General features: G+C 38.2%; 22 protein-coding genes and 1 pseudogene. 11 read left to right on the top strand and 12 right to left on the bottom strand.

The window, feature by feature from the left end; all coding sequences use genetic code 11:
• The first annotated feature begins 176 nt into the window (after positions 1 to 176).
• The 5 genes and pseudogenes from ilvG (at position 177) to ilvA (ending at position 5,558) form a co-directional block, all read left to right on the top strand.
• Complete coding sequence (gene ilvG, locus ACFFHT_RS04650) at positions 177 to 1,832, top strand: acetolactate synthase 2 catalytic subunit (RefSeq protein ID WP_382373907.1); 1,656 nt, start codon at positions 177 to 179, stop codon at positions 1,830 to 1,832.
• A gap of 1 nt (position 1,833) precedes the next feature.
• A complete protein-coding gene (ilvM, locus tag ACFFHT_RS04645; protein WP_382373905.1) occupies positions 1,834 to 2,061 on the top strand; it encodes an acetolactate synthase 2 small subunit in 228 nt (75 codons plus the stop codon).
• Positions 2,062 to 2,148 (top strand): annotated as a pseudogene (locus ACFFHT_RS04640) (type II toxin-antitoxin system death-on-curing family toxin); the annotation flags it as partial. It lies immediately after the preceding gene.
• An 11-nt stretch (positions 2,149 to 2,159) separates the two neighbouring features.
• The gene (gene ilvD, locus ACFFHT_RS04635; protein WP_382373904.1) at positions 2,160 to 3,995 is read left to right on the top strand and encodes a dihydroxy-acid dehydratase; all 1,836 of its coding nucleotides are present in this window, start codon (positions 2,160 to 2,162) and stop codon (positions 3,993 to 3,995) included.
• An 18-nt stretch (positions 3,996 to 4,013) separates the two neighbouring features.
• On the top strand, positions 4,014 to 5,558 hold the full coding sequence (gene ilvA, locus ACFFHT_RS04630) for a threonine ammonia-lyase, biosynthetic (protein ID WP_382373931.1): 1,545 nt from the start codon (positions 4,014 to 4,016) through the stop codon (positions 5,556 to 5,558).
• A 36-nt stretch (positions 5,559 to 5,594) separates the two neighbouring features.
• On the opposite strand, the gene trpS is transcribed toward ilvA, so the two are convergent.
• The 7 genes from trpS to srmB all read right to left on the bottom strand — a co-directional run bounded on the left by trpS (position 5,595) and on the right by srmB (position 12,539).
• A complete protein-coding gene (gene trpS / locus ACFFHT_RS04625) occupies positions 5,595 to 6,602 on the bottom strand; it encodes a tryptophan--tRNA ligase (protein WP_382373902.1) in 1,008 nt (335 codons plus the stop codon).
• A gap of 18 nt (positions 6,603 to 6,620) precedes the next feature.
• Positions 6,621 to 7,280, bottom strand: coding sequence for a phosphoglycolate phosphatase (locus ACFFHT_RS04620; protein WP_382373900.1), 660 nt, complete (start codon positions 7,278 to 7,280; stop codon positions 6,621 to 6,623).
• Between the two features lie 17 nt (positions 7,281 to 7,297).
• Positions 7,298 to 7,972 (bottom strand): ribulose-phosphate 3-epimerase, encoded by a 675-nt coding sequence (gene rpe, locus ACFFHT_RS04615; RefSeq protein WP_382373899.1) that lies wholly within the window; start codon positions 7,970 to 7,972, stop codon positions 7,298 to 7,300.
• A gap of 157 nt (positions 7,973 to 8,129) precedes the next feature.
• Positions 8,130 to 9,272: an N-acetylneuraminate epimerase gene (locus tag ACFFHT_RS04610; protein ID WP_382373897.1), complete on the bottom strand. Its 1,143-nt coding sequence runs from the start codon at positions 9,270 to 9,272 to the stop codon at positions 8,130 to 8,132.
• Between the two features lie 188 nt (positions 9,273 to 9,460).
• Positions 9,461 to 10,846 (bottom strand): bifunctional UDP-N-acetylglucosamine diphosphorylase/glucosamine-1-phosphate N-acetyltransferase GlmU, encoded by a 1,386-nt coding sequence (gene glmU, locus ACFFHT_RS04605; RefSeq protein ID WP_382373895.1) that lies wholly within the window; start codon positions 10,844 to 10,846, stop codon positions 9,461 to 9,463.
• 16 nt (positions 10,847 to 10,862) lie between these two features.
• The gene (locus tag ACFFHT_RS04600) at positions 10,863 to 11,195 is read right to left on the bottom strand and encodes a DMT family transporter (RefSeq protein ID WP_382373893.1); all 333 of its coding nucleotides are present in this window, start codon (positions 11,193 to 11,195) and stop codon (positions 10,863 to 10,865) included.
• Positions 11,196 to 11,198: 3 nt separating this feature from the next.
• Entirely contained in the window at positions 11,199 to 12,539 is a 1,341-nt protein-coding gene (gene srmB, locus ACFFHT_RS04595; protein ID WP_382373891.1) for an ATP-dependent RNA helicase SrmB, read from the bottom strand.
• Between the two features lie 96 nt (positions 12,540 to 12,635).
• Here srmB and ACFFHT_RS04590 point away from each other — a divergent pair, with 96 nt between their 5' ends.
• The 5 genes from ACFFHT_RS04590 to ACFFHT_RS04570 all read left to right on the top strand — a co-directional run bounded on the left by ACFFHT_RS04590 (position 12,636) and on the right by ACFFHT_RS04570 (position 18,342).
• Positions 12,636 to 13,364 carry a tRNA1(Val) (adenine(37)-N6)-methyltransferase gene (locus tag ACFFHT_RS04590; protein WP_382373929.1) on the top strand — a complete coding sequence of 243 codons (729 nt, stop codon included), beginning with the start codon at positions 12,636 to 12,638 and terminating at the stop codon, positions 13,362 to 13,364.
• 202 nt (positions 13,365 to 13,566) lie between these two features.
• Positions 13,567 to 14,403, top strand: a complete 837-nt coding sequence (locus ACFFHT_RS04585) for an efflux RND transporter periplasmic adaptor subunit (protein ID WP_382373889.1) — start codon at positions 13,567 to 13,569, stop codon at positions 14,401 to 14,403.
• Positions 14,404 to 14,405: 2 nt separating this feature from the next.
• On the top strand, positions 14,406 to 16,133 hold the full coding sequence (locus tag ACFFHT_RS04580; protein WP_382373887.1) for an ATP-binding cassette domain-containing protein: 1,728 nt from the start codon (positions 14,406 to 14,408) through the stop codon (positions 16,131 to 16,133).
• Entirely contained in the window at positions 16,130 to 17,230 is a 1,101-nt protein-coding gene (locus ACFFHT_RS04575; protein ID WP_382373885.1) for an ABC transporter permease, read from the top strand. Before ACFFHT_RS04580 ends, ACFFHT_RS04575 begins: the two co-directional genes overlap by 4 nt.
• The gene (locus ACFFHT_RS04570; protein ID WP_382373883.1) at positions 17,227 to 18,342 is read left to right on the top strand and encodes an ABC transporter permease; all 1,116 of its coding nucleotides are present in this window, start codon (positions 17,227 to 17,229) and stop codon (positions 18,340 to 18,342) included. Before ACFFHT_RS04575 ends, ACFFHT_RS04570 begins: the two co-directional genes overlap by 4 nt.
• A gap of 43 nt (positions 18,343 to 18,385) precedes the next feature.
• Here ACFFHT_RS04570 and dctA read toward each other — a convergent pair whose 3' ends face one another.
• The 5 genes from dctA to ACFFHT_RS04545 all read right to left on the bottom strand — a co-directional run bounded on the left by dctA (position 18,386) and on the right by ACFFHT_RS04545 (position 23,485).
• On the bottom strand, positions 18,386 to 19,645 hold the full coding sequence (dctA, locus tag ACFFHT_RS04565; protein ID WP_382373882.1) for a C4-dicarboxylate transporter DctA: 1,260 nt from the start codon (positions 19,643 to 19,645) through the stop codon (positions 18,386 to 18,388).
• Between the two features lie 79 nt (positions 19,646 to 19,724).
• On the bottom strand, positions 19,725 to 20,639 hold the full coding sequence (locus tag ACFFHT_RS04560; RefSeq protein WP_382373880.1) for an amidohydrolase family protein: 915 nt from the start codon (positions 20,637 to 20,639) through the stop codon (positions 19,725 to 19,727).
• Between the two features lie 10 nt (positions 20,640 to 20,649).
• The gene (ligK, locus tag ACFFHT_RS04555; RefSeq protein WP_382373878.1) at positions 20,650 to 21,345 is read right to left on the bottom strand and encodes a 4-carboxy-4-hydroxy-2-oxoadipate aldolase/oxaloacetate decarboxylase; all 696 of its coding nucleotides are present in this window, start codon (positions 21,343 to 21,345) and stop codon (positions 20,650 to 20,652) included.
• A 3-nt stretch (positions 21,346 to 21,348) separates the two neighbouring features.
• Positions 21,349 to 22,380: an amidohydrolase family protein gene (locus ACFFHT_RS04550; protein WP_382373876.1), complete on the bottom strand. Its 1,032-nt coding sequence runs from the start codon at positions 22,378 to 22,380 to the stop codon at positions 21,349 to 21,351.
• Position 22,381: 1 nt separating this feature from the next.
• Entirely contained in the window at positions 22,382 to 23,485 is a 1,104-nt protein-coding gene (locus ACFFHT_RS04545) for a 4-oxalomesaconate tautomerase (protein ID WP_382373874.1), read from the bottom strand.
• Positions 23,486 to 23,591: 106 nt separating this feature from the next.
• Between ACFFHT_RS04545 and ACFFHT_RS04540 the strand changes: the two genes are divergently transcribed.
• Entirely contained in the window at positions 23,592 to 24,512 is a 921-nt protein-coding gene (locus tag ACFFHT_RS04540) for a LysR family transcriptional regulator (RefSeq protein WP_382373872.1), read from the top strand.
• Positions 24,513 to 24,635: the final 123 nt, after the last annotated feature.

Genomic DNA, 24,635 nt, shown 5'->3' with positions numbered 1-24,635 from the left:
GATATTGAAACTATGAATTCTATTCGTTTTATTGGCATTATTATTAACCTCGTGGTGATTAGCACTACGAGGTGAGTGGTACAAGCTGATAAAACTTTCAATAAAAGATTTTAGGTCAGATGAACCCTCGCCACTACTAGGCGAGGGTTTTTTATAGCTTAAAGGAAATAATAAAAATGAATGGTGCAAGATTTATTACAGAATGTTTAAAAGCGCACGGTGTAACAACCATTTTTGGCTATCCTGGCGGTGCAATTATGCCAGTTTATGATGCAATTTATGATTCTGGATTAGACCATTTACTCTGTCGTAATGAGCAAGGTGCGGCAATGGCAGCGATTGGTTATGCGCGTGCAAGTGGTAAGGTTGGGGTATGTATCGCAACATCTGGTCCTGGAGCAACCAATTTAGTCACAGGATTAGGTGATGCAATGATGGACTCTATTCCTGTTGTGGCAATAACGGGGCAAGTTGCTTCACCGTTTATCGGGACTGATGCTTTCCAAGAAGCTGATGTATTAGGATTATCATTAGCTTGTACAAAACATAGTTTTATTGTGCAAAGTATCGATGAACTACCCGAAGTAATGGCACAAGCCTTTCAAATTGCGCAAAGTGGCAGACCAGGTCCAGTATTAGTCGATATACCAAAAGATGTCCAATTTGCACCAATTGATCGCCAACCTATCGTTAATCCTCTACAACAACCTCAAGCAATTCCTGATGAATTACTTCAACAAGCAAAAACATTACTGCAACAAGCAAAACGCCCAGTGCTTTATGTCGGTGGTGGTGTAGGAATGGCGGATGCCGTTGCAGAATTACGTCAATTTGTTGAGATTACGCAAATTCCAAGTTTTTCGACAATTAAAGGTTTAGGTGCACTACCTGTTGATAATCCTTATTATATGGGAATGATTGGAATGCATGGTACAAAAGCAGCCAATTATGCCGCGCAAGAAAGTGATTTACTTGTCGTGTTAGGCGCACGTTTTGATGACCGTGTGACGGGTAAATTAGATAGCTTTGCGACCGCAGCAAAAGTGATTCATGTTGATATTGATATTGCCGAAATTAATAAATTACGTCGTGCCGATGTCGCAATCAAAGGCGATATGAAACAGGTATTGCGTGAATTAGCAATGCCATTAGCGATTGATGACTGGCGAAGTGATGTTGTACGTTTAAAAGAGAGTTATGATTTTCGTTATGCAGAAAATGCTGGAGAAACCAATATTAATCCATGGTGGTTATTGCAGACGTTATCTCATAAACGTGCGAAAAATAGCGTTATTTCAACAGATGTAGGGCAGCATCAAATGTGGTCTGCACAGCATATGCAGCATTTTGATCCGAAGAATTACATCACTTCTGCTGGATTTGGCTCAATGGGCTTTGGTTTACCAGCTGCAATTGGCGCACAAAAAGCGCGTCCACAAGATCCTGTGATTTTAATTACGGGGGATGGTTCTTTCATGATGAATATTCAGGAATTAGGCTCGATTAAACGTGGTCAATTACCAGTAAAAATTCTCCTTTTGGATAATCAGCGTTTGGGTATGGTACGTCAATGGCAAACCTTATTCTTCTGTGGTCGTCATAGTGAAACGATTTTAGATGATAATCCTGACTTTATTACTTTGGCGAAAGCATTTGATATTCCAGGTGAACGTATTGAAACAGGCAGTGAAGTGGATGCCGCATTAGATCGTTTACTTAACGCTAAGGGTGCATATTTATTACAAGTTTGTATTCATGAAGATGAAAATGTCTGGCCATTAGTTCCACCTGGAGCAAGAAATGATGAAATGCTAGAGGATATTGGGGTGTAAAATGAAGAGTTATCAAATTAGCGTACAGGCGGAATGGCGACCTGAAACATTAGAAAGAATTTTACGGGTAGTAAGACATCGTGGTTTTGTGGCAACGACGTTGCAAAGCCAATTACAAGATCAGCAACTGACTTTACACATTACCATAAGTAGTAATAGAGAATTATCATTACTAACGAATCAATTAGTGAAGTTATATGGGGTAACGGACGTTACTATATTAGAGTAAGTAGTGGCAGAAAGTCTGCCAGAACAAAAAGAGTTAATGATTCGATTAATCGAACATTTTATCGTGTTAAAACAAGACAAATTATAATTGGAGAGATTATGCCTAAATTACGTTCAGCGACCAGTACACAAGGCCGCAATATGGCTGGCGCGAGAGCCTTATGGCGTGCCACAGGAGTAAAAGATACTGACTTCGGTAAACCGATTATTGCCGTAGTTAATTCCTTTACACAATTTGTTCCAGGACATGTGCATTTAAAAGATCTCGGGCAATTAGTAGCAAAACAGATCGAGGCTTCAGGTGGAATTGCCAAAGAATTTAATACCATTGCTGTGGATGATGGAATCGCAATGGGACACGGAGGAATGTTGTATTCTCTGCCATCTCGTGAACTCATTGCAGATTCAGTAGAGTATATGGTCAATGCACACTGTGCCGATGCTATGGTCTGTATCTCTAATTGCGATAAGATTACTCCAGGAATGTTAATGGCGGCGTTACGTCTAAATATCCCAACTATCTTTGTATCTGGCGGACCAATGGAAGCGGGTAAAACCAAACTTTCAGATCAACTTATTCGTTTAGATTTGGTTGATGCGATGATTCAAGGGGCAAATCCAGATGTTTCTGATCACGATAGTGAAATTATTGAACGTTCTGCTTGCCCAACGTGTGGATCTTGTTCAGGTATGTTTACCGCTAACTCAATGAACTGTTTAACTGAAGCGTTAGGCTTAAGTTTACCTGGTAATGGTTCTTGCTTAGCAACGCACGCTGATCGTAAACAATTATTTTTACAGGCAGGTTCACAAATTATGGAACTTTGCCGTCGCTATTATGAACAAGATGATGCGAGTGTGTTGCCTCGTGCGATTGCAACTAAAGATGCCTTTAATAATGCAATGAGTTTGGATATTGCAATGGGCGGTTCAACCAATACCGTTTTACACTTATTAGCAGCAGCACAAGAAGCAGAAGTTGATTTCACTATGGCAGATATTGATCGTTTATCACGTCTTGTTCCTTGCCTCTGTAAAGTTGCACCAAATACCAATAAATATCATATGGAAGATGTACACCGTGCTGGTGGGGTAATGGGAATTTTAGGTGAGTTAGATCGTGCTCATTTATTAACTAATCAAACGCACACGGTATTAGGTTTAACGTTAGAACAACAGTTAAATCAATATGATATTAAACGTGATGTGAGTGAAGCGGTAAAAACATTTTATCGTGCCGGCCCAGCAGGGATTCGCACCACAGAAGCGTTTTCCCAAGATTGTCGTTGGGATAGTGTAGATGATGATCGCCAAGCAGGTTGTATCCGTGATAAAGCACACGCTTATAGCCAAGATGGTGGTTTGGCAATGTTAAGTGGTAATTTAGCTGAACATGGTTGTATTGTGAAAACCGCAGGTGTTGATGAAAGTATTTTAGTTTTCAAAGGCCCAGCGAAAGTTTATGAAAGCCAAGAAGAAGCGGTAGAGGCTATTTTAGGTGGCAAAGTGGTAGCAGGTGATGTTGTGGTGATTCGGTATGAAGGACCAAAAGGCGGACCAGGTATGCAAGAAATGCTTTACCCAACCAGCTACTTGAAATCGATGGGCTTAGGAAAAGCCTGTGCATTACTTACTGATGGACGTTTTTCAGGTGGTACATCTGGGCTTTCTATCGGACACGTTTCACCAGAAGCTGCAAATGGCGGTACGATTGGTTTGGTAGAAGATGGTGATCTTATCTCGATCAATATTCCAGAACGTAAGATTGAATTATTAGTCGATGAAGCTGAATTAGCCCAACGCCGTGCTGAGAAAGAACAACACGGTTGGAAACCAAAAAATCGTCAACGCCAAGTATCCTTTGCCTTAAAAGCGTATGCGTCATTGGCAACCAGTGCAGATAAAGGTGCTGTGCGTGATCGTAGTAAGTTATAAGTGGTAAAGATTATGGATATGCAAGCATTACTTACCACAGCCCAACCAAGTGGTTCACAATATTTAAAGGCGATTGTAAAACTCGGTTCAAAGGTCTATGAAGCAGCACAAGTGACACCATTGCAAAAAATGGAAAAACTCTCTAATCGTTTAGATAACCATATTTTTATCAAGCGAGAAGATCGGCAGCCAATACATAGCTTTAAATTGCGTGGTGCCTATGCGATGTTATCAACTTTAACAGCAGAACAAAAAGCGGCAGGTGTTATTGCTGCTTCTGCGGGAAACCATGCACAGGGAGTAGCGTTATCTGCTAAGTTATTGGGATTAAAAGCCCTCATTGTTATGCCACAAAATACACCAAGTATTAAAGTGGATTCGGTGCGTGGTTTTGGTGGCGAAGTGTTGTTATATGGTGCCAATTTCGATGAAGCGAAAGCGAAAGCGATTGAATTAGCAGACAGTAAAAAAATGACCTTTATCCCGCCATTTGATCACCCTCTGGTTATTGCTGGACAAGGAACGTTAGCAATGGAAATGCTACAACAAAATTCAGATATTGATCGAATTTTTGTGCCAGTTGGTGGGGGTGGTATGGCGGCTGGTGTTGCGGTGTTGATTAAACAGATGATGCCAGAAATTAAAGTCATTGGCGTGGAATCAAAAGATTCTGCTTGTTTATATGCTGCTTTACAAGCGAAACATCCAGTCGATTTAGAGCGTGTTGGACTATTTGCCGACGGTGTGGCGGTAAAACGGATTGGTGATGAAACTTTCCGTTTATGCCAACAGTATCTTGATGATATTGTTTTGGTAGATAGTGATGAAGTATGTGCCGCTATGAAAGATCTGTTTGAGGATGTACGTGCTATTGCTGAACCATCAGGTGCATTATCCCTTGCAGGTTTGAAAAAATATGCTCGCCAACATCAATTAAAAGGTGAAAATCTTGCGGCAATTTTGTCAGGAGCGAACCTAAATTTCCATACCTTACGTTATGTTTCTGAGCGTTGTGAGATTGGGGAAAATCGTGAGGCCTTATTAGCGGTTACGATTCCAGAACAGAAAGGGAGTTTCTTAACCTTCTGTCATCTCTTAGGCAATCGTGCGGTAACAGAATTTAATTATCGTTATGCTGATGCAGAAAAAGCCTGTATTTTTGTTGGGGTGAGAACCATTAATGAAGCAGAAAAAGCCGAGATCATTAATGATTTAAGCCAAGCAGGTTTTTATGTGGAGGATATGACAGATGATGAAGTCGCGAAAACGCATATCCGTTATATGATTGGCGGTCGTCCGCATAGTGATAAATTTGAACGGCTATATAGCTTTGAATTCCCTGAACAAAAAGGGGCATTACTGAAGTTTTTAGAAACATTAGGAACGCATTGGAATATCTCTTTATTCCATTATCGTGCGCATGGTGCAGACTACGGTAATATTTTGGCAGGCTTCCAGTTTGAACAAGATGATCTGGATGATTTTAAACAACACTTAAGTAAATTAGGTTATGTATGCCAAGATGTTACTGATAGTAAAGCGTATCGGTATTTTTTGAGTTAAGAGAAAAGGAAGTCCCCAATAAGGGGACTTTTATTTTTAGGTATTTTGCACGAAGCCAACTGCTTGATACACTTTTGATAATGTTTCTTGGGCCTTGGCTTTCGCTTTAATTGTGCCTTCATGTAAGATTTGATTGAGTAACGCTTCGTTATTACGATAATGGTAATAACGTTCTTGTAATTGCGTTAACATTGCACTGACTTCGTCGGCAACAGCGGTTTTTAAATGACCATACATTTTCCCTGCAAATTCAGCTTCTAATTCTGGAATAGATTTTTCTGTAATTGCAGATAAGATGCTTAATAAATTAGATACACCTGGTTTATTCTCAATATCAAAGAGGACACGAGGTGGTTCTTCTGAATCCGTTACCGCACGTTTAATTTTCTTCGCAACCGCTTTTGGATCTTCCAGTAAGCCAATCACATTATTGCGATTGTCATCAGATTTTGACATTTTCTTGGTTGGATCAAGTAATGACATCACACGTGCACCAGCTTTCGGGATAAAGACTTCTGGAATGGTAAAAATATCACCATAAAGTGCATTAAAACGTTGAGCAATATCACGGGTAATTTCTAGATGTTGTTTTTGGTCATCACCAACAGGAACTTGTTTCGCTTGATACAATAAGATATCGGCTGCCATTAAAACGGGATAAGTAAATAAACCTACACTGACATTTCCTTCATAACGAGCAGATTTATCTTTAAATTGTGTCATTCTGCCCATTTCACCAAAGTAGGTATAACAGTTTAAAACCCAAGCTAATTGAGCATGTTCTGGCACATGTGATTGTACAAAAATCGTGCTTTTTGCAGGATCGATTCCACATGCAAGGTAAAGTGCTAATACATCCAAGGTGGCTTTGCGTAATGCTTCAGGATCTTGGCGAACGGTAATGGCATGTAAGTCAACGATACAGAAATAACATTCGTATTCGTCTTGCATTTTCACCCATTGGCGTAATGCTCCAAGGTAGTTTCCGATAGTTAGTTCACCAGAAGGTTGAACGCCACTAAATACAATAGGTTTTTTACTCATTTTTTTTCCTTAATTCGATTACACAATGGTTAAAAGTTTTGCAAAATCACTAAAAACCCAATCAGGTTTGGATTCGGCGATAGGCACATTATAGTTATAGCCGTAAGTTAAACCAACCACAGCACAGCCAGCCGCTCGGGCAGCTAAGATATCATTTTTGGAGTCACCAACAAAGAGTAACTCTTGAGGCAAAATTCCAAATTTACCACAGAGATAGAAGAGTGGCGCTGGATGCGGTTTGATAGCGGGTAAGGATTGACCACCTAAGGTTTCAGTAAATAAATGATCAATCTCAAAGGCTTTGAGTACAGGCAAAACATGCTGAGTAGGTTTATTAGTAACAACCGCTAATGTAAAGCCTTGCTCTTTTAATGTAACTAATGTTTGTTTCACATTTGGATAGAGTTCACTTTTATTACAAATATTTTCCCCATAATGGACATTAAAGCGTACTTTCATTTGTTTTAGGATGTCGGTTGATGGGGTAGCATCTGCCCATTCTAAGGCTCGAGCTAATAAAATATCGGCACCATTTCCTATCCAAGTAAGGACTAATTCTTCATTAGGAGTTGGTAAATCGAACTCTTTAAAGGTATTACTTATGGCTAAAGTGAGATCTGGTAAGCTATTGACCAACGTACCATCAAGATCAAATCCAATAGCTTTAAATTGACTCATATGATTTCCTTGTCATTTTATTTGGTTACAGTGGCTAATTGTTGACGCATTGCCAGAATAACTTGTTGATAATCAGGTTTACCGAAGATAGCTGATCCAGCGACAAACATATCGGCACCTGCTTGTGCAATTTGTGCAATATTTTCTACTTTTACCCCACCATCGACTTCAAGGCGAATACTTCTGCCACTCTCTTCGATACGTTTTCGTGCTTGTTGTAGTTTTTCTAAAGCAGATGGTAAGAATGATTGCCCACCAAAACCAGGATTCACAGACATAATTAAAATAATATCAATTTTGTCCATTACATAATCAAGATAACTTAATGGCGTGGCTGGATTAAAGACTAAACCTGCTTGGCAACCATGATCTTTAATTAATTGCAAAGAACGATCAATATGTTCACTTGCTTCTGGATGAAATGTTATAGAGGTTGCACCAGCTTTTGCAAAATCAGGAATAATACGATCAACAGGTTTAACCATCAAATGCACATCAATTGGTGCAGTAATTCCATCATCACGTAATGCTTGGCAAATGGCTGGTCCAAAAGTGAGATTAGGCACATAATGGTTATCCATCACATCAAAATGAATAACATCTGCACCCGCAGCAAGTACATTTTTTACATCATCGCCTAGATGAGCAAGGTTGGCAGAAAGAATGGATGGAGCAATTAGAAATGGTTGCATGATAAGTCCTCTGTAGTTTAGCCAATAAGTTTCGATAGTGTACTACTTAATAGGAATAAATTTAAGGTATTAGATGAAAAGAGTACTCTCTGGAAAGAAAAAGAAGCATGGGGGAGAGTACCCATGCTTCAAAATAACTCAAGAGGAGAAGCTTTGCTTATTCAACAGTTAATTTTTTACCATCGAAGCTCAATGTACGTACTGCTGTTAATGGTTTACCACCGTCAGTTTCACCACCGATAAGAATTACTTTATTATCATAAGAAACTGCAACGCCATAACCTGAACCGTAAGGTAATTTACCAATTTGTTTCCATTTACCTTTATCTAAGCTAAATACTTCGGCTGGATAAGCTTTTTTAAGGCCTTGGTGAGCGAAGAGTTTACCTTCTTTAAATTGTTTGGTTGCACCTGGGAAGTTTGCTCCACCAGTTACTAATAAGTGACCATTACTATAACCAGCATATGCACCAGCTAAACCTTCTTGTACTGTACCTTTTTGTGGTTCTGGTAAGTTAGGAAGTTTTTTCCAATCCACAGTGCCATATTTATTAAATTTACCTTGGCTAGCTTCAGCTGTTCTTAAACCTGGCTTGATTTCACCGTTAATCACAGTAATAACATCACCAGCAACAGTTACTGCAGCACCAGCACGGCCAGAGAATGGTAATTGTCCTTCGTTACGCCATTTGTTGGTTGATGGTTGATAACTGAAGAAAGTGGTATTGAAGAAGTAATCTTGAGGACGTTGATTGAAATAAGCTCCCATTACCGCTTCTTGTTTTGCTTTGTCTGTACCAGCAGCGGTATAGTCTTGGAAATAACCATTAAAGATAGAAAGGTTAGAACCACCCACTACGAATACTTTATCACCATAATTAACACCAGTTGCACCCACTAAGCCAAGTGGTGAACGAGTTGGTAATTTTGTCCAAGTATTATTTTGTGGATCATAGCTATAAGCATCATTAACTAATTGTAATTCACCTTTTTCATTTTTTTGTAAGCCACCGAATACATAAAGTTTACCGTCAACGGCACTTACTACAGGTTGAGAACGGTCACCACCAGGGAATGCAGCAATTTCTTTCCAACCATCTTTCGCTGATTTTAAGTTAAGTGCATAAAATTTATCTGCACCAGAACCTAAGCCGACATATACGGTGTCACCGATTAATGCACCACCACCACTTTTGATACCAACTGGTAGATCAGGATATTGACCAGCTTGTGCAGCGAAAGCTGCTACAGAAAGACCAGCAACGATCATAGAATGGAGAAAAGTTTTTTGTAATTTCATAGTATCACCCTTAGAGTTTATGAGTTGACCATTCTTCGAAACTGCACTTGAATGGATTAAAAGATGACCTAATGATAAATCCACTCCATTCTATTTGTAAATATGGAGAATACTTTTAATTTCAGAAATATGGCAGGGATCACAAAAATAAAAAAAATGCAGTGGAGATTCACTGCATTTTTTGAGGATTATCCTTTTTTCTTAGTAGGACGTTGCCAACCTTGGATATGTTTTTGCGGTACACGAGTAATAACTAACTCATTTTCACCAACATTACGGGTAATTGTTGAGCCTGCACCAATAGTTGCACCATCTGCAACGGAAACAGGTGCGACAAGCTGTACATCAGAACCAACAAAGACATTATCACCAATTGTTGTTTGGAATTTATTCGCACCATCATAATTACAAGTAATAACACCAGCACCAATATTACAATCTTTGCCGATAACACTATCACCGATATAAGTGAGGTGATTGACTTTAGAATTTTCTCCTACGGTCGCTTTCTTGATTTCTACGAAGTTGCCAACGTGCGTATTATCGGCGAGTTGTGCACCTGGGCGTAAACGTGAGAATGGACCAACTTGTGCTTTATTACCAATGATCGCATCTTCAAATACAGAATAAGGTTTGATTTCTACATCATCGCCGATTTCAACATTTTTCAACACACAACCCGCACCAATTTTGACCCGATCCCCGAGTTTCACAGTCCCTTCAATAATCACATTGGCGTCGATCTCAATATCTTTACCATGGACTAATGTTCCACGTAAATCAAAACGGTTTGGATCTAATAGTGTTACGCCAGCTAGCATCAAGCGTTCAGCATTTTTTTGTTGATAGTAACGTTCTAAACGAGCAAGTTGTAAACGGTTGTTCACGCCCTCGACTTCCATTGGATCTTGTGGATGAACAGCAACGACTTGACAGCCATCTTGATATGCCATCGCAATCACATCAGTGATGTAATACTCTTTTTGTGCATTATTGTTAGTTAGTTGAGAGAGCCATTTTTTTAAACTTTTTCCATCACAAGCAAGTAAGCCTGTATTCGCTTCTTGGATTTTTAATTGTTCTGGAGTAGCGTCTTTTTGTTCCACTATGCCAGTAATATTTCCCTCAGGTAGATTATTCTCACGCAAAATACGCCCATAGCCTGTTGGATCAGCAAGTTTCACGGTTAATAACGCAATACCATTCTCAGGTTTTGCGGCAAGAAGTTGCTCAATCGTTGTCGCTGAAATTAATGGTCCATCGCCATATAACATTACAATAGTTTCATCATCGTTGAAAAAAGGCGCAGCTTGTTGCATAGCGTGCCCTGTTCCTAACTGTTCAGCTTGTAACACCCAGTTGACAGGTTCATTTGCTAAACGTTGTTGTAATAATTCTGCACCATGTCCATAAACTAAATGAATGTTCTCTGCACCAAGTTGTGCCACAGTATCAATCACGTGTTTTACCATTGGTTTACCCGCTATTGGGTGTAGTACTTTTGGCAAATCTGAATACATCCGAGTACCTTTACCTGCCGCAAGAATGACGACACTGAATGGGGTTTTATTCATAATTTCCTCTATCCGATTAATGTCCCGCTGTATGCGAGAATAAATTGATAATTAATACGCCGATTAAGATAAATACGATACCGATAATCGCCGCAAGATCTAACTGTTGTTTAAATAAATATCGCCCAATTAAGGCGATAAATAGAATACCTACACCTGACCAGATTGCATAAGTGATCCCGATAGGAATAACTTGGACAATTTTAGCTAACAAAAAGAAACTACTGGCATAACAACCTAAGGTAATGAACGTGTAAAGTGGTTGGGTAAAGCCGTTGCTATAACGTAAGCTAGTTGTACCAATCACCTCTAGTATGATTGCCATCAATAGCAATAACCACATTAACATTGATTATTTCTCCTGATTTTGTTGTGCAAGTCGCACTGCTGTTGGAATACGACGTTTGCCGATATTCTTGGTATCACGATGGCGTAATTTTACTTTTTTCTTGGTGGTTGCTTGTTTTGCTTCCGCTTTCTTCTGCTTAATTCGTGCTTTCTGTTTTTTGCTTACTTTTTTCACATCACCATCTTTTGGTGCTTTGGTACGAGGTGCAAGATCAGCAATGACTCTTGGTTTTAACAGTTCGCCCGTATAACGGCGAATTTTACCTAGTAGTGGATAATCATGTGCTTCAACCAAGGAAATGGCAGTCCCTTTTTTGCCTGCACGAGCGGTACGACCGATACGGTGTAGATAGACATCAGCACTATAAGGCAAGTCAAAATTAAATACGTGTGAAATATCATCAATATCGATACCGCGAGCAGCAACGTTAGTGGCAACTAAAACGGTTACAACACCATCACGTAATTTTTCAATCGCATTATTCCGCTGAGTTTGTGCCATTTCCCCTTCAAGATAAGTGCTACGAATGCCTCGTTTACGCAAGGTTTCGGAAAGTTCACGCACTTCTTCACGCTTACGCACAAAGATAATTCCCTTACTCACTTGTTCATCAATAATTGCTCGAGCGAGTAACTTGATTTTATGTTCACGGCTATCAGCGTGGTAATACCATTGTTGAATTTTCTTACGTTCACGACGACTTGGTTCAGCATTAATTTCAACAGGATCATTCAGTAAACGTTCTGCAAAATCGGTTAAGGCTTCGCCCTCTAATGTTGCAGAGAAAAGTAGAGTTTGTTTACGCCAACGAGTTTCGGCAGCAATCTGTTCGGCATCTTGCCCAAACCCCATTTGTAACATGCGATCGGCTTCATCAAAAATTAAAATCTCTACGGCACGACAATCAAAATTCTCTTCTTTAATGTACTGCAATAGTCGCCCAGGTGTGGCAATCACCATATCTTGATTTTTATTAAAAATTTCACCATGGTTTTGGTAAGCTACACCGCCAGTAATAGTGGCAATACTTAATGAAGTAAAACAAGCAAGTTGTTCTGCTTGTTCTGCCACTTGCATTGCTAATTCACGTGTTGGGGTTAAAACTAATACTCTTGGTGCACCAGGTTTACGGCGTGGAAAATCCAATAAGTATTGAATAGCTGGTAATAAAAATGCGAGTGTTTTGCCTGTTCCTGTTGGTGACGATCCTAATACATCACGGGCATCCATAGCAGCAGGAATCGCTTCACATTGAACAGCAGTTGGTCTGGATAATCCTTTTTTGGCTAAGGCTTTCAATAATTCAGGTGCGAGATCAAATTCTTCAAAGGTCGCAATAGTCATAAAATTTCTCTAATGTATAAAATCAGCCTCGAATTATAGCGAAATTTTATTAAAATATCCTTACTCAATCCTCGTTGTACATAATATTCTCTGATGATAGAACGTTCTGGTTTTCAATTTAAGCAATTTAAAATTTATCATGACCAATGTGCGATGAAAGTTGGCACGGATGGTGTGTTATTGGGTGCTTGGGCAGATATTTCACATACCTATTCAATTTTAGATTTAGGTTGTGGTACGGGATTAATTGCCTTGATGTTAGCACAACGAACATCAGAAAATTGTCAAATTACTGCGGTAGAAATTGAGAACAATGCGTATCGACAAGCAGTAGAGAATGTAGCAATGTCGCCATGGCAAGAACGTGTAAATGTAATACACGGTGATGTTGTCGAGTTTTGTCAACAAACTACACAACGATTTGATTTAATTGTGGCAAATCCGCCTTATTTTGCCACGGCGAATAAATGTCGTGATGATTCGCGAGAAATGGCACGTTATTTAGGTAATTCTTCACATTTGGCTTGGTTAAAAGCAGCGAGAGCCTGCTTAAGTGAACGAGGCAAAATACAATTTGTGTTACCTTTTGCTGCTGGAATGACATTGTTACAACAGTTACAAGCAGAAGACATTGGCTTAACGTGTGAACATCTCTGTAAGGTGGTCACTAAAGTAGGGAAATCTCCACAACGTATTTTATTAAGTTTTGTGCGTAGTGAGTTGCGAAGTGAAACTAAGTCTTCACAACTTACCATTTATACTGAACAACATCAGTACCATTCAGACGTAATTCCAATTTTCCAACCTTTTTATTTAAAGTTGTAGTTTATGGTTTTGGTGATATTTTTTATGTAAATCGGAAATAGTGTGTTCGAGCTATGTACCAAAACATTAAAAGACACAATAGTCACATCTGAAATTTTTTAGACTGAATCACATTCTTGATATGAGATAGATGAAGCAATAGTTTGATCGGAGTATGATAAATCAAGGCTTTTTTAGCGCAGGTAAAAAAAGGAGCTATGCGATGAAAAAGAGTTTAATTGTACTTCTATTAATAATTATTGGATTAAGTGGATTTTATCTTTATCAACAACATCAGCGTCAAGCGGCCAACTTAACAGAGTTGAAGCTATATGGAAATGTCGATATCCGTGATGTTAATTTAGGCTTTAAGGTTGCTGGGCGAGTGGAAAAATTGCTGGTTGATGAAGGTGATCAGGTAAAAGCAGGGGATTTACTTGCTACTTTAGATGCAAAATCATTTCAAGATGAACTGAGATTGGCTAAAGCTAAATTAGCCGAAGCAGAGGCCATATTAATCAAAGCAGAGAAATTGTATCAACGGAGCGAAAATCTGGCGAAAAAAGATGCAATTTCTGCAGCCAGTTATGATGAGATAGTTGCTGGACGTGATCAGGCACAAGCACAAGTTGATCTCGCGAAAGCATTAGTTTCCTTAGCAGAAACTCGGTTAGAAGATACTCAGTTGATAGCACCGAGTGATGGGATCGTATTAACACGTGTACGAGAAAAAGGCAGTATTGTTAGTGCTGGTTTGCCTATTTATTCCATTGCCTTAATTCAACCCGTTTGGATTAGGGCTTATGTTGATGAGCCTAATTTAGGACAAATTTATCAAGGGCAGCAAGTGAAGGTACTTACGGATAGTGGTGCAGAATATTTAGGTAAAGTTGGTTTTATTTCTTCACAAGCTGAATTTACACCAAAGAATGTTGAAAGTGAGCAGCTCAGAACAGAATTAGTTTATCGTTTTAAAGTGTTGATTGAGCAAAGTGCACCAACATTACATCAAGGGATGCCCGTCACTTTAGTGATCAAAAAAGGATCGGCTAAGGAGTAGTGATGACACAACCAATGGTGATCATTGAAGCAGTAACTAAACATTTTAAAGGAATGGATAGTGCCGCTTTAGATCAGATCTCTGCACAAATTTATCCTGGCAAAATGACAGGTCTAGTTGGTCCAGATGGTGCAGGTAAAACTACTTTGATCCGCCATTTAGTTGGTTTAATGCAACCAGATAGCGGCAGAATTACAGTTGATCAATTAGATACCACTACTCAAGCAGAAACGATTCATACTATTAGCGGTTATATGCCACAAAAGTTTGGTCTATATGAAGATTTAACCGTGATTGAAAATTTAGCGTTATATGCAGATTTACGTGCGGTTACTGGCGTAACTCGCCAAGAAAAATTCAAACAATTACTCACATTCACGGATTTAGTCCAATTTCAAGATCGTTTAGCAGGCAAACTTTCTGGTGGAATGAAACAGAAATTGGGCCTAGCGTGTGCGTTGATCGGCGATCCTAAGTTATTGTTATTAGATGAGCCAAGCGTTGGCGTTGATCCTATTTCACGGCGAGAACTTTGGAAGTTAGTGCAAACGTTAGTGAAAGGTGGAATGGCAGTCCTTTGGTCTACTGCTTATTTGGACGAAGCAGAAAAATGCGATAGTGTGATTTTGCTTAATGCAGGTAGAAAAATTTATGACGGTACACCACAAGGTTTGTTAGCACGTGTTGCAAATCGAGTTTACCAAGTAACCGGTGTACCAGCAGCACAACGCCGAGCTACATTAATACATCTATTGCAACAACCGCAAGTAATGGATGGCATTATTCAGGGAAGTAATATCCGTTTACTTTTACAACAAGCTGATAATAAGCCTAGCTTGACCATAGGGCAATGGTTAGCGGTAAAACCTTGTTTTGAAGATGCTTTTATTGATTGTTTAGGCGGTGGTCCAGGAGGAAATTCTACCTTAGCAGCACAAATTGCCCCTAAACCAGATAATGGCAAACCAGTTATTGATGCGAAAGGATTGACTAAAATTTTCGGTGATTTTGTTGCGGTTAGAGAAAATACTTTCTCGATTAAACGGGGTGAGATTTTTGGTTTATTAGGGCCAAATGGTGCAGGTAAATCAACAACATTTAAAATGATGTGTGGTCTGTTGCAACCAACAAAAGGAGAATGTTTTGTAACAGGTTTAGATTTACGTCATGCAACGTCATTAGCCCGAAGCAAAATTGGCTATATGGCACAACGATTTTCGTTATATGGCAATTTGAATGTGTTGCAAAATTTACGTTTTTTCGCTGGATTGTATGGAGTAACAGGGAAAATACAGCGTGAGCGTATTGCAATGATGATTGATATTTTTGACTTTGCTCCTTATCTCAAAATGAATGCTGGTGATTTACCATTAGGATTTAAACAACGTCTTTCATTAGCGTGTGCAGTGATTCATCAACCCGATATTTTATTTTTGGATGAGCCGACTTCTGGGGTTGATCCGATTACACGAAGAGAGTTTTGGTTGCATATTAATGCGATGGTGGGGAAAGGGGTAACCGTAATGGTTACTACGCATTTTATGGACGAAGCAGAATATTGTGATCGTATCGGGTTGATTTATCGTGGAGAAAATATTGCAACTGGCACACCAGATCAATTAAAGCAACAAGCACAACAGTTAGCCGATTTAACTTCACCTACTTTAGAAGATGCGTTTATTGCGTTAGTACAAGCACATGATCAAAGTCTTCAGGAGGTAACAAAATGAGGTTATTTGCTTTAATTCGCAAGGAAATGCTGCAGATTATCCGCGATCCATCATCAATTTTAATTGCGTTTGTACTGCCATTTATTTTGTTATTTATTTTTGGTTACGGCATTAATTTAGATAGCAATAAAATGAATATCGGTCTGGTATCAGAATCTTCTACTCCACTTGCGAATAGCTTAACTGATGCTTTCAAGCATTCTCATTTTTTACAAGTTACCACTGCTACAGATCGGCGTGAATTATATGCAGCATTAACTAGCGGAAAAATTAAAGGTATTGTAGTCATTCCAGCTAAATTTAACTTAGAGATGTTACGCCAACAAACGGCGAAAATTCAGGTATTGACGGATGGCTCGCAGCCTAATACCGCAATGTTTGTCAATGGTTATACCAGTGGAGTCGTGCAAACTTGGTTATTACAACAAGCGAATTCTGCAGAAACACAAGGAATCCAATTAAAAGAACGTTATCTCTTTAATCCAGAACTGAAAAGCCGACATTTTTTATTACCAGGATCAATGGCGATTACCATGACATTGATTGGTACGTTATTGACAGCATTAGTGGTCGCAAGAGAGTGGGAGCGTGGCACAATGGAAGCCTTAATGGCAACTCCTGTGACGATTACGCAAATTTTGCTTGGCAAATTAATTCCTTACTATATTTTAGGCATTGGGTCGATGTTGATCTGTTTTTTAGTGACGACACTCTATTATCAAGTCCCATTTCACGGTTCATTTCTCGCTCTATTTTTAGCTACAAGTGTTTTTTTAATTTGTGCATTAGGACAAGGGTTATTAATTTCAGTATTAGCAAAAGATCAGTTTGTTGCTTCGCAAGTTGCAATTATGTTTGCTTTTTTACCAGCGTTTATGCTGTCGGGGTTTGTGTTTGAAATTAGTTCAATGCCAATGCCAGTACAATGGCTCACTTATCTTTTTAGTGTGCGTTATTATGTAACCAGCTTACAGACCCTCTTTTTAGCAGGAAATATTTGGGGGTTATTGGCTCAAGCTATCACGATTATGTTAATTATTGGCATTTTGACCTTTCTTTTTACGAAACGTAAAACGCAAAAAAGGATCGATATATGATGATAAATGGACGTATTTGGGCATTAATTATCAAAGAACTATTGGCGTTATTTCGTGATCCACGCAGTCGTTTGGTATTAATTGGTCCGCCAGTGATTCAATTATTTCTTTTTTCTTATTCTGCAACATTAGAAGTGAAAAATATTTCAGTTGCTATTTATAACCAAGATCATGGGATATATAGCAGTGAGATTATTCAACGAATTGCAGCTTCGCCAACCTTTACAGAGCTTTATTTTGTACAGAGTGAACAAGCATTACAACAACAGGTAGCAGAAAAGAAAGTCTTAGTTGCTTTACAGTTTCCAGGGAATTTTAGTCAGCGAATCTTAGCAGCACAGGCAGGTGATATTCAGGTGTTGTTAGATGGTCGTAATTCTAATTCAGCCCAAATCATTCATAACTATTTAGCTCAAATTATTTTGCAGTATAACCAAGAACTAGCAGTTGAACAGGGCAAAAATGTAGTTCCAGTAACGTTAGTTATGCGTAATTGGTTTAATGAAAATTTGCAACATCTATGGTACACCGTACCAGCATTAGTCGGTATTCTTGCTGGATTAGTTGCACTGATGGTGACCGCTTTATCGGTGGCAAGGGAACGAGAACTCGGTACTTTTGATCAGATTTTGGTTTCTCCTTTGACAGCCACAGAAATTCTATTAGGCAAGACAATCCCCGCTGTATTAGTAGGTTTAGCAGAAGGTTTAATTATTTTTGTCATTGTAGTAACGATTTTCCAAGTTCCTTTTGTTGGATCATTTTGGCTTTTGTTTGCTGCTATTTTTGTTTTTATTTTAGCAATGGTTGGAGTAGGTTTGTTTATTTCTTCAATTGCGAAAACCCAACAACAAGCGATCTTAGGTACTTTTCTATTTTTAGTCCCAGCCATTTCATTATCGGGGTATGCTGCCCCCGTCGAAAATATGCCAACTTGGTTACAATGGTTAGTGGAAGTTAATCCGTTTAAACACTTCTTAATTATTGTGAATGGCTTGTTCCTTAAAGATATGTCGATAACACAAGTCTGGCTAAATCTTTTTCCAATGCTGATCATTGCGGTTGTTGCCTTAAGTATTGCCAGTTGGTTATTTAGTAGGAGATTGGAGTAAATATGACAGTACCTTGTAGTGATACTACAAGGTACATAAGCAATTAAAGTTCTTCTGATAATGTTTTTTTCATCAGTTCTCGATTAAATGATTTGTTCCATACTGAAACAACAATAGCAGCTATACCATTACCAATGAGGTTAACGATGGCTAAACCGGTTCCAACGAAACGATGAATTCCAAGAATTAATACCATTCCTGCAACAGGAACAACTGGTAAGACTATAAGTGTACTGGTTAACATTACAAAAGCAGCACCAGTAACGCCAGCTGCACCTTTAGAAGTTAACATAGCAACAACTAACAGAATAATTTGGTTTGTTAAACTTAAATCTGTATTAGTTGCTTGAGCAATAAATATAATTGCCATAGTCATATAGAGGTTAGTACCATTTAAATTGAATGAATAACCAGATGGAACAACAAGTGCAATAACAGATTTAGGACAACCTAATCGTTCTAATTTTTCCATGATATGCGGTAATACAACGGAAGAAGAACCTGTTCCTAAAATAATGAGTAATTCTTCTTTAATGAATCTTAAGTAAGAAATTAAGCTTACTCCACAAATTTTAGCAATGATGCCATAAACAATGATAACAAATAGAATTAATAATACGTAAAAGCCAAGAATAAATTTTGCTAGTGGAATTAATGATTGTAAGCCATAAGCACCAATAGTATAAGTAATCGCACCAAAAGCACCGATTGAAGATAATTTAGAAATTAAATGAACGTTATGGAAGAAAACTTTAGATACACTATCAATAAAGTTATAAACTGGCTTACCTTTTTCACCGATAACAGAAAGAGAACAACCAAATAAAATCGAAACTAATAAGATTGCTAAAACATTTCCAGATGAAAATGCGCCAGCGAATGTAGATGGAATAATATTCATAGCAAAATCGGTAAGATTTACATTTTTAGCCCCATCTGTATATTTTGTTAGACTTGATGTATTGAGAGTTGCTGGATCTACATTAAAACCTATGCCTGGTTGGACGATATGCCCCCAAATCAAACCAAAAGCAAGTGCAATAAAAGACATTACGAAAAAGTAAATAAGAGCCTTACCACCAACTTGTCCTAATTCACGCATATCTTTCATACCAGCAATACCAACAACGATAGTACAAAAGATAATAGGACCAATGATCATTGCAATTAACTTAATAAATGCATCACCAAGAGGTTTAAATTTTACAGCAAATTCCGGAGCGAAATAGCCTAATGCAATCCCAGCGAGAATACCAATAAGTACTTGAAAGTATAACTCTTTATAGAAAGGTTTCTTGTTCATTTTGTGTTCCTTTACATAGTTAATAGGAATCAACGTAGCACTAATTTTATTAAGCTAAAATAAGTGCTAACAGTTTCGATTATCTTTCTTCAGGCCAATACAGACGCATTGGATTATCAACCAATAATTGCTGGCGTTCTTGTTCAGAAGGGGCAATTTGAGCGACATAATCAACTAATAAACCGTCATCAGGCATATGATCTTTTAAATTAGGGTGAGGCCAGTCTGTACCAAACAGTACGCGATCAGGAAACTCTTGTACTAAACGACGGGCGAATGGTACAACATCGGTATAAGCATGTTGTTCACCATTTAATGCTTTAGGTCCAGTTTTACTTAATCGTTCTGGGCAAGAAACTTTGCTCCAAAAATTTGTGTGTTCTCTCATTAATTTGACAAATAATTCAAATTCTTCCCCATTAACTGGTTTGGTCACATCAGGCCGCCCCATATGATCTACAACTACTGTAGTGGGTAAACTGGTAAAAAAATCCCAATATTCTTTTAAATCAGCGGCTTCAAAATAGATAACAATATGCCAACCAAATGGCGCTATTTTTTGTGCAATTTCCATTAAAGTATCTTTAGGAGGGGCATCTACAAGTCGTTTAACGAAATTAAAACGTACCCCTCTTACACCGGCATCATGTAACTCTTGTAATTGTTCTGGTGTTATATCACGGCGAACTGTGGCGACACCTCTGGCTTTTCCATTGGCACTCTGTAAAGCATCGACCAAGGCACGATTATCTGCACCATGACAAGTTGCTTGGACAATGACATTACGTTCAAAACCAAGTAAATCCCGTAATGCAAATAACTTTTCTTTTGGGGCATCACAAGGAGTATATTTCCGTTCTGGTGCATACGGGAATATTTCACCAGGGCCAAAAACATGGCAATGTGCATCTACTGCGCCTTTAGGTAGTTTTAGATGTGGTTTAGATGGGTTAGGATGGAATGGTAACCAACCTGGGGTGATGTCAAATTTCATTGATAGCTCCTTAGTCAATATATTTCAAACCAGCTTTTTCAAGTTTTTCTCGCATTTTGTAGAGATCTAAACCTAAAACACCTGCTTGGAATTGAGGGCGTTTTAGTGCTTCATTGTCTTCACGCTTTTGTGCAGCTTCTGCAACCAGTTCAGCTTGGTCTGCAGGTACAACTACAACACCATCATGATCTGCGATGACAACGTCACCAGGGTAAACAACAGCACCAGCACAAATAACCGGTACATTGACTGAACCTAGTGTTGCTTTTACAGTACCTTTGGAATGAATAGCTTTACTAAATACAGGAAAATCCATTTGTTCTAGTTCAGTTGTATCTCTAACACCCCCATCAATGATAAGGCCCTTACATCCTTGAGCTCTAAAAGAAGTCGCTAAAAGTTCGCCAAAGAAACCATCTGTTGAATCAGTAGTACATCCAGCAACGACGATATCCCCCTCTTGGATCTGTTCAGCAGCGACATGAAGCATCCAGTTGTCACCTGGTTGTAGTAGTACAGTAACAGCAGTACCACAAATTTTGGCGTGTGGATAAATTGGACGCATATAAGGTTTCATTAAACCTACTCTTCCCATTGCTTCGTGAATAGTTGCTACGCCAAATTTAGATAATTTTTCAACAGCAGATTTATTGGCACGTTTTATATTGCGTTTTACAACACCTAATTGATTAACTTGAAGTTCCATAATTTATAATCCTCTTGATTTAAGTAATGCATCTAAGCGCGGGAATACTCGACGGGCATTGCCTTCATAAATTTGATGTTTTTGTTCTTGAGTTAAGCGACTTGCTTCAATATAACGTTTGGTATCATCAAAATAGTGTCCAGTACGAGGATCTATATCGCGTACTGCACCGATCATTTCTGAAGCAAATAGAACATTTTTGTGTGGGATCACATCAAGTAATAAATCAATACCAGGTTGATGATAAACACAGGTATCAAAATAAATATTGTTTAATAAATGTTCTTCTAAGATAGGTTTTTTCAGCATCATTGCTAAACCACGGAAACGTCCCCAGTGATATGGCGCTGCACCACCACCATGAGGCACAATAAAACGTAAGGTTGGGAACTCTTTAAATAGATCACCTTGCAAGCATTGCATAAAACTTGTGGTGTCAGCGTTAAGATAATGAGCACCAGTGGTATGAAAGCAATGATTACAACTAGTACTGACATGGATCATTGCTGGGATATCATATTCCACCATTTTTTCATAAATTGGATACCAATAAGGATCAGTTAATGGTGGAGAAGTCCAGTGACCGCCTGATGGATCTGGATTTAGATTAATCCCAACATTCCCATATTCTTTAATACAACGATCGATTTCAGCTAAACAGGTTTCAGTAGGAACACCTGGCGATTGAGGCAACATCGCAACAGGGACAAAATTCTCTGGGAATAGTTGAGAAACGCGATAGCAAAGTTCATTACAGATAGCAGCCCACGTTGCAGAAATATTATAGTCACCTATATGATGAGCCATAAAGCTAGCACGCGGAGAAAAAATAGTAATATCTGAACCGCGTTCTTTCATAAATTTTAATTGGTTTAATTCAATACTTTCACGAATCTCATCATCACTAATTTTTAAATCTGAAACTTTAGGCATTTCTGATGGATTGGTAATGCCGGCTATTTGTCTTTTTCTCCACTCTTCAAGTGCTTTTGGTGCAGTAGTGTAGTGACCATGACAGTCAATAATTAAACTCATATTATGCTCCTTTTTGCCAAATTTGATTAGAAATCATAGCTTCACCTTTCATCAATAAACGTGCTGTACGTAATAAAGCAGCGCTGTTTACGTTTCCTCGTTCATCAAGGCTAAGGGATACGGTAAATTCACCACTAGGGTGTTCTACGGAGAAATTAGGATTAATAGATAAATCTATATTTGAAAAACTATAGGCTACGCTATTTGGTATTACACACGCTGTTGCGATAGTGACTGCAGCAAGCACCCCAATTGCTTCGTGGCAGACATGAGGGATAAAACAACGTGTATGAATATTTCCACCATGAATCGGGGTATTGATAAGGCACATTTTTGGGTAGTTTTTTTCTTTAACATCACCCAATCCCATTTTTAAGCCAGCTTGTAAGCGTAAATTTTCGAGGATCGTTTTAAGTTCTGTATCTACATTTAATTGGGCAACATCTTCATAGGCAGTACGATTGAGATCCGTTGCTCTAACTAATACAATCGGCATACCATTGTCGATACAAGTTGCTTCTAGAACACCAAAATTTGGAATAGTAAAAGTATCCTTTATATTTCCTGTTGGTAATAAAGTTCCACAGACAGATCCTTCAGTATCTAGGAAACGAATTTGGATTGGGGCTGCAGTATTTGGCACACCATCAATACGTGCATCGCCATCATAATTGACATAACCATCAGGTGTTTGTACGGTAATATCGGCAAGCATGCCTGTATTTAGTGTTAACACTCTAGCAGTTGTGGTATCACCTTGTGGTGCAATTAAACCTTTTTCTAGAGCAAAAGGAACCACGGCAGCAAGCATATTGCCACAATTTGGTTTGGTATCTACGGTATCTTTATCAGGTTGTAATTGTGCAAATAAAAATTCTAAATCAACATTTTCTTGTTGGCTTTTACGAATCATTGCAACTTTTGTTGTTAAAGAGTGAGCGCCACCTAATCCATCAATTTGGCGTTTATCAGGTGATCCCATAATCGCTAATAGGACTTTGTCTCTAGTGGGAATGTCCATAGGTAAATCATCAAAAGCAAAAAAAGCACCTTTAGAAGTGCCGCCTCGCATTAACATGCAAGGAATTGAAATTTGTTTAGCCATTTTAGTCTCCCAAACAATATATGTTGGAAAACATTGTAGAGATTCGAATAACTATTAAAAAGTTGATAAACTATCTAACAGTTATAACAAATTTGATAGGTATTGTATGGATCTCAAACAGCTAATGTATTTTGCTAAAGTAGCAGAATTAAACAGTTATACACGTGCAGCTGATGAGTTAGATATTGCACAACCTTTGTTAAGTAGGCACATTAGGCAATTAGAAACAGAATTAGGCAGAAATTTATTGGTAAGAAATGGTAGAGGTGTAACAACAACAGAAGCTGGACAAATTCTTTTGCGACACTGTCATCAAATTCTTAATCAAGTCCAGATGCTAAAAGAGGATCTTAGTCTTACGACAGGGAAAATAACAGGTTCGATTACGCTAGGCATCCCTCCCACATTATCTAAGTTATTAGCAAGAGATATTATTAAAGTATTTTATCAACGTTTACCTGAAGCTAACTTGATTGTAAATGAAGGATTAACAAGAGATCTGCAAGATCGTTTAAGTATTGATCGATTGAATGTCGCTTTATTACATAATCCGATTTTTTTAAAGAATTTAGATTATGAGCTATTAAGTAAAGTACATTTAATGTTAATTGTGAGAAAAGATAATCCAGATTTTATTAATAAAGAGGTAATTACTGCAGAAGATTTACAAAAAATTCCTTTAGTCATTCCAACCAAAAATAATACTTATCGACAGCTATTTGATACAGAAATGGCAAAGCTTCAGAAGAAAAGCAATATTATTCTTGAAGTAGATAGTAAAGAGTTAATTTTAGATTTAGTTGAAGATGGTATAGGTAATTCAATCTTATTGCCAATGACACTTTCTGTTAAGGATCATCATAATAATTTGCGAGCGATTCCTATTAAAGAACCAGAACTACCTTGTTATTTATATATGGCAATTAGCAGTAAAACGAAACCTAGTCGTTTGCAACTGGAATTAATGAAAATTATCAGAGAAGTATTAGAACATCGTTTACCAGATAGAAATAAGGTAATTGTATAAAAACCGAATCTAGATCAAATGGATTACTCCTAAGCAGGTATTATTTTCCCAATAATAACTTATATAATTAGTCAGGTATTTAGTTGACTAAATTAGTCAGGTATTAATAACTAAATACGAGGA

It is taken from the genome of Gallibacterium melopsittaci, from assembly GCF_042433085.1.
Classification (GTDB): Bacteria; Pseudomonadota; Gammaproteobacteria; order Enterobacterales; family Pasteurellaceae; genus Gallibacterium; species Gallibacterium melopsittaci.
This window is presented reverse-complemented; position numbering and strand designations above follow the sequence as displayed.

Coding starts and splice junctions, on each gene's coding strand:
- ilvG (WP_382373907.1), top strand. CDS start 177: ATGAATGGTGCAAGATTTATTACAGAATGTTTAAAAGCGCACGGTGTA.
- ilvM (WP_382373905.1), top strand. CDS start 1,834: ATGAAGAGTTATCAAATTAGCGTACAGGCGGAATGGCGACCTGAAACA.
- ilvD (WP_382373904.1), top strand. CDS start 2,160: ATGCCTAAATTACGTTCAGCGACCAGTACACAAGGCCGCAATATGGCT.
- ilvA (WP_382373931.1), top strand. CDS start 4,014: ATGCAAGCATTACTTACCACAGCCCAACCAAGTGGTTCACAATATTTA.
- trpS (WP_382373902.1), bottom strand. CDS start 6,602: ATGAGTAAAAAACCTATTGTATTTAGTGGCGTTCAACCTTCTGGTGAA.
- ACFFHT_RS04620 (WP_382373900.1), bottom strand. CDS start 7,280: ATGAGTCAATTTAAAGCTATTGGATTTGATCTTGATGGTACGTTGGTC.
- rpe (WP_382373899.1), bottom strand. CDS start 7,972: ATGCAACCATTTCTAATTGCTCCATCCATTCTTTCTGCCAACCTTGCT.
- ACFFHT_RS04610 (WP_382373897.1), bottom strand. CDS start 9,272: ATGAAATTACAAAAAACTTTTCTCCATTCTATGATCGTTGCTGGTCTT.
- glmU (WP_382373895.1), bottom strand. CDS start 10,846: ATGAATAAAACCCCATTCAGTGTCGTCATTCTTGCGGCAGGTAAAGGT.
- ACFFHT_RS04600 (WP_382373893.1), bottom strand. CDS start 11,195: ATGTTAATGTGGTTATTGCTATTGATGGCAATCATACTAGAGGTGATT.
- srmB (WP_382373891.1), bottom strand. CDS start 12,539: ATGACTATTGCGACCTTTGAAGAATTTGATCTCGCACCTGAATTATTG.
- ACFFHT_RS04585 (WP_382373889.1), top strand. CDS start 13,567: ATGAAAAAGAGTTTAATTGTACTTCTATTAATAATTATTGGATTAAGT.
- ACFFHT_RS04580 (WP_382373887.1), top strand. CDS start 14,406: ATGACACAACCAATGGTGATCATTGAAGCAGTAACTAAACATTTTAAA.
- ACFFHT_RS04575 (WP_382373885.1), top strand. CDS start 16,130: ATGAGGTTATTTGCTTTAATTCGCAAGGAAATGCTGCAGATTATCCGC.
- ACFFHT_RS04570 (WP_382373883.1), top strand. CDS start 17,227: ATGATGATAAATGGACGTATTTGGGCATTAATTATCAAAGAACTATTG.
- dctA (WP_382373882.1), bottom strand. CDS start 19,645: ATGAACAAGAAACCTTTCTATAAAGAGTTATACTTTCAAGTACTTATT.
- ACFFHT_RS04560 (WP_382373880.1), bottom strand. CDS start 20,639: ATGAAATTTGACATCACCCCAGGTTGGTTACCATTCCATCCTAACCCA.
- ligK (WP_382373878.1), bottom strand. CDS start 21,345: ATGGAACTTCAAGTTAATCAATTAGGTGTTGTAAAACGCAATATAAAA.
- ACFFHT_RS04550 (WP_382373876.1), bottom strand. CDS start 22,380: ATGAGTTTAATTATTGACTGTCATGGTCACTACACTACTGCACCAAAA.
- ACFFHT_RS04545 (WP_382373874.1), bottom strand. CDS start 23,485: ATGGCTAAACAAATTTCAATTCCTTGCATGTTAATGCGAGGCGGCACT.
- ACFFHT_RS04540 (WP_382373872.1), top strand. CDS start 23,592: ATGGATCTCAAACAGCTAATGTATTTTGCTAAAGTAGCAGAATTAAAC.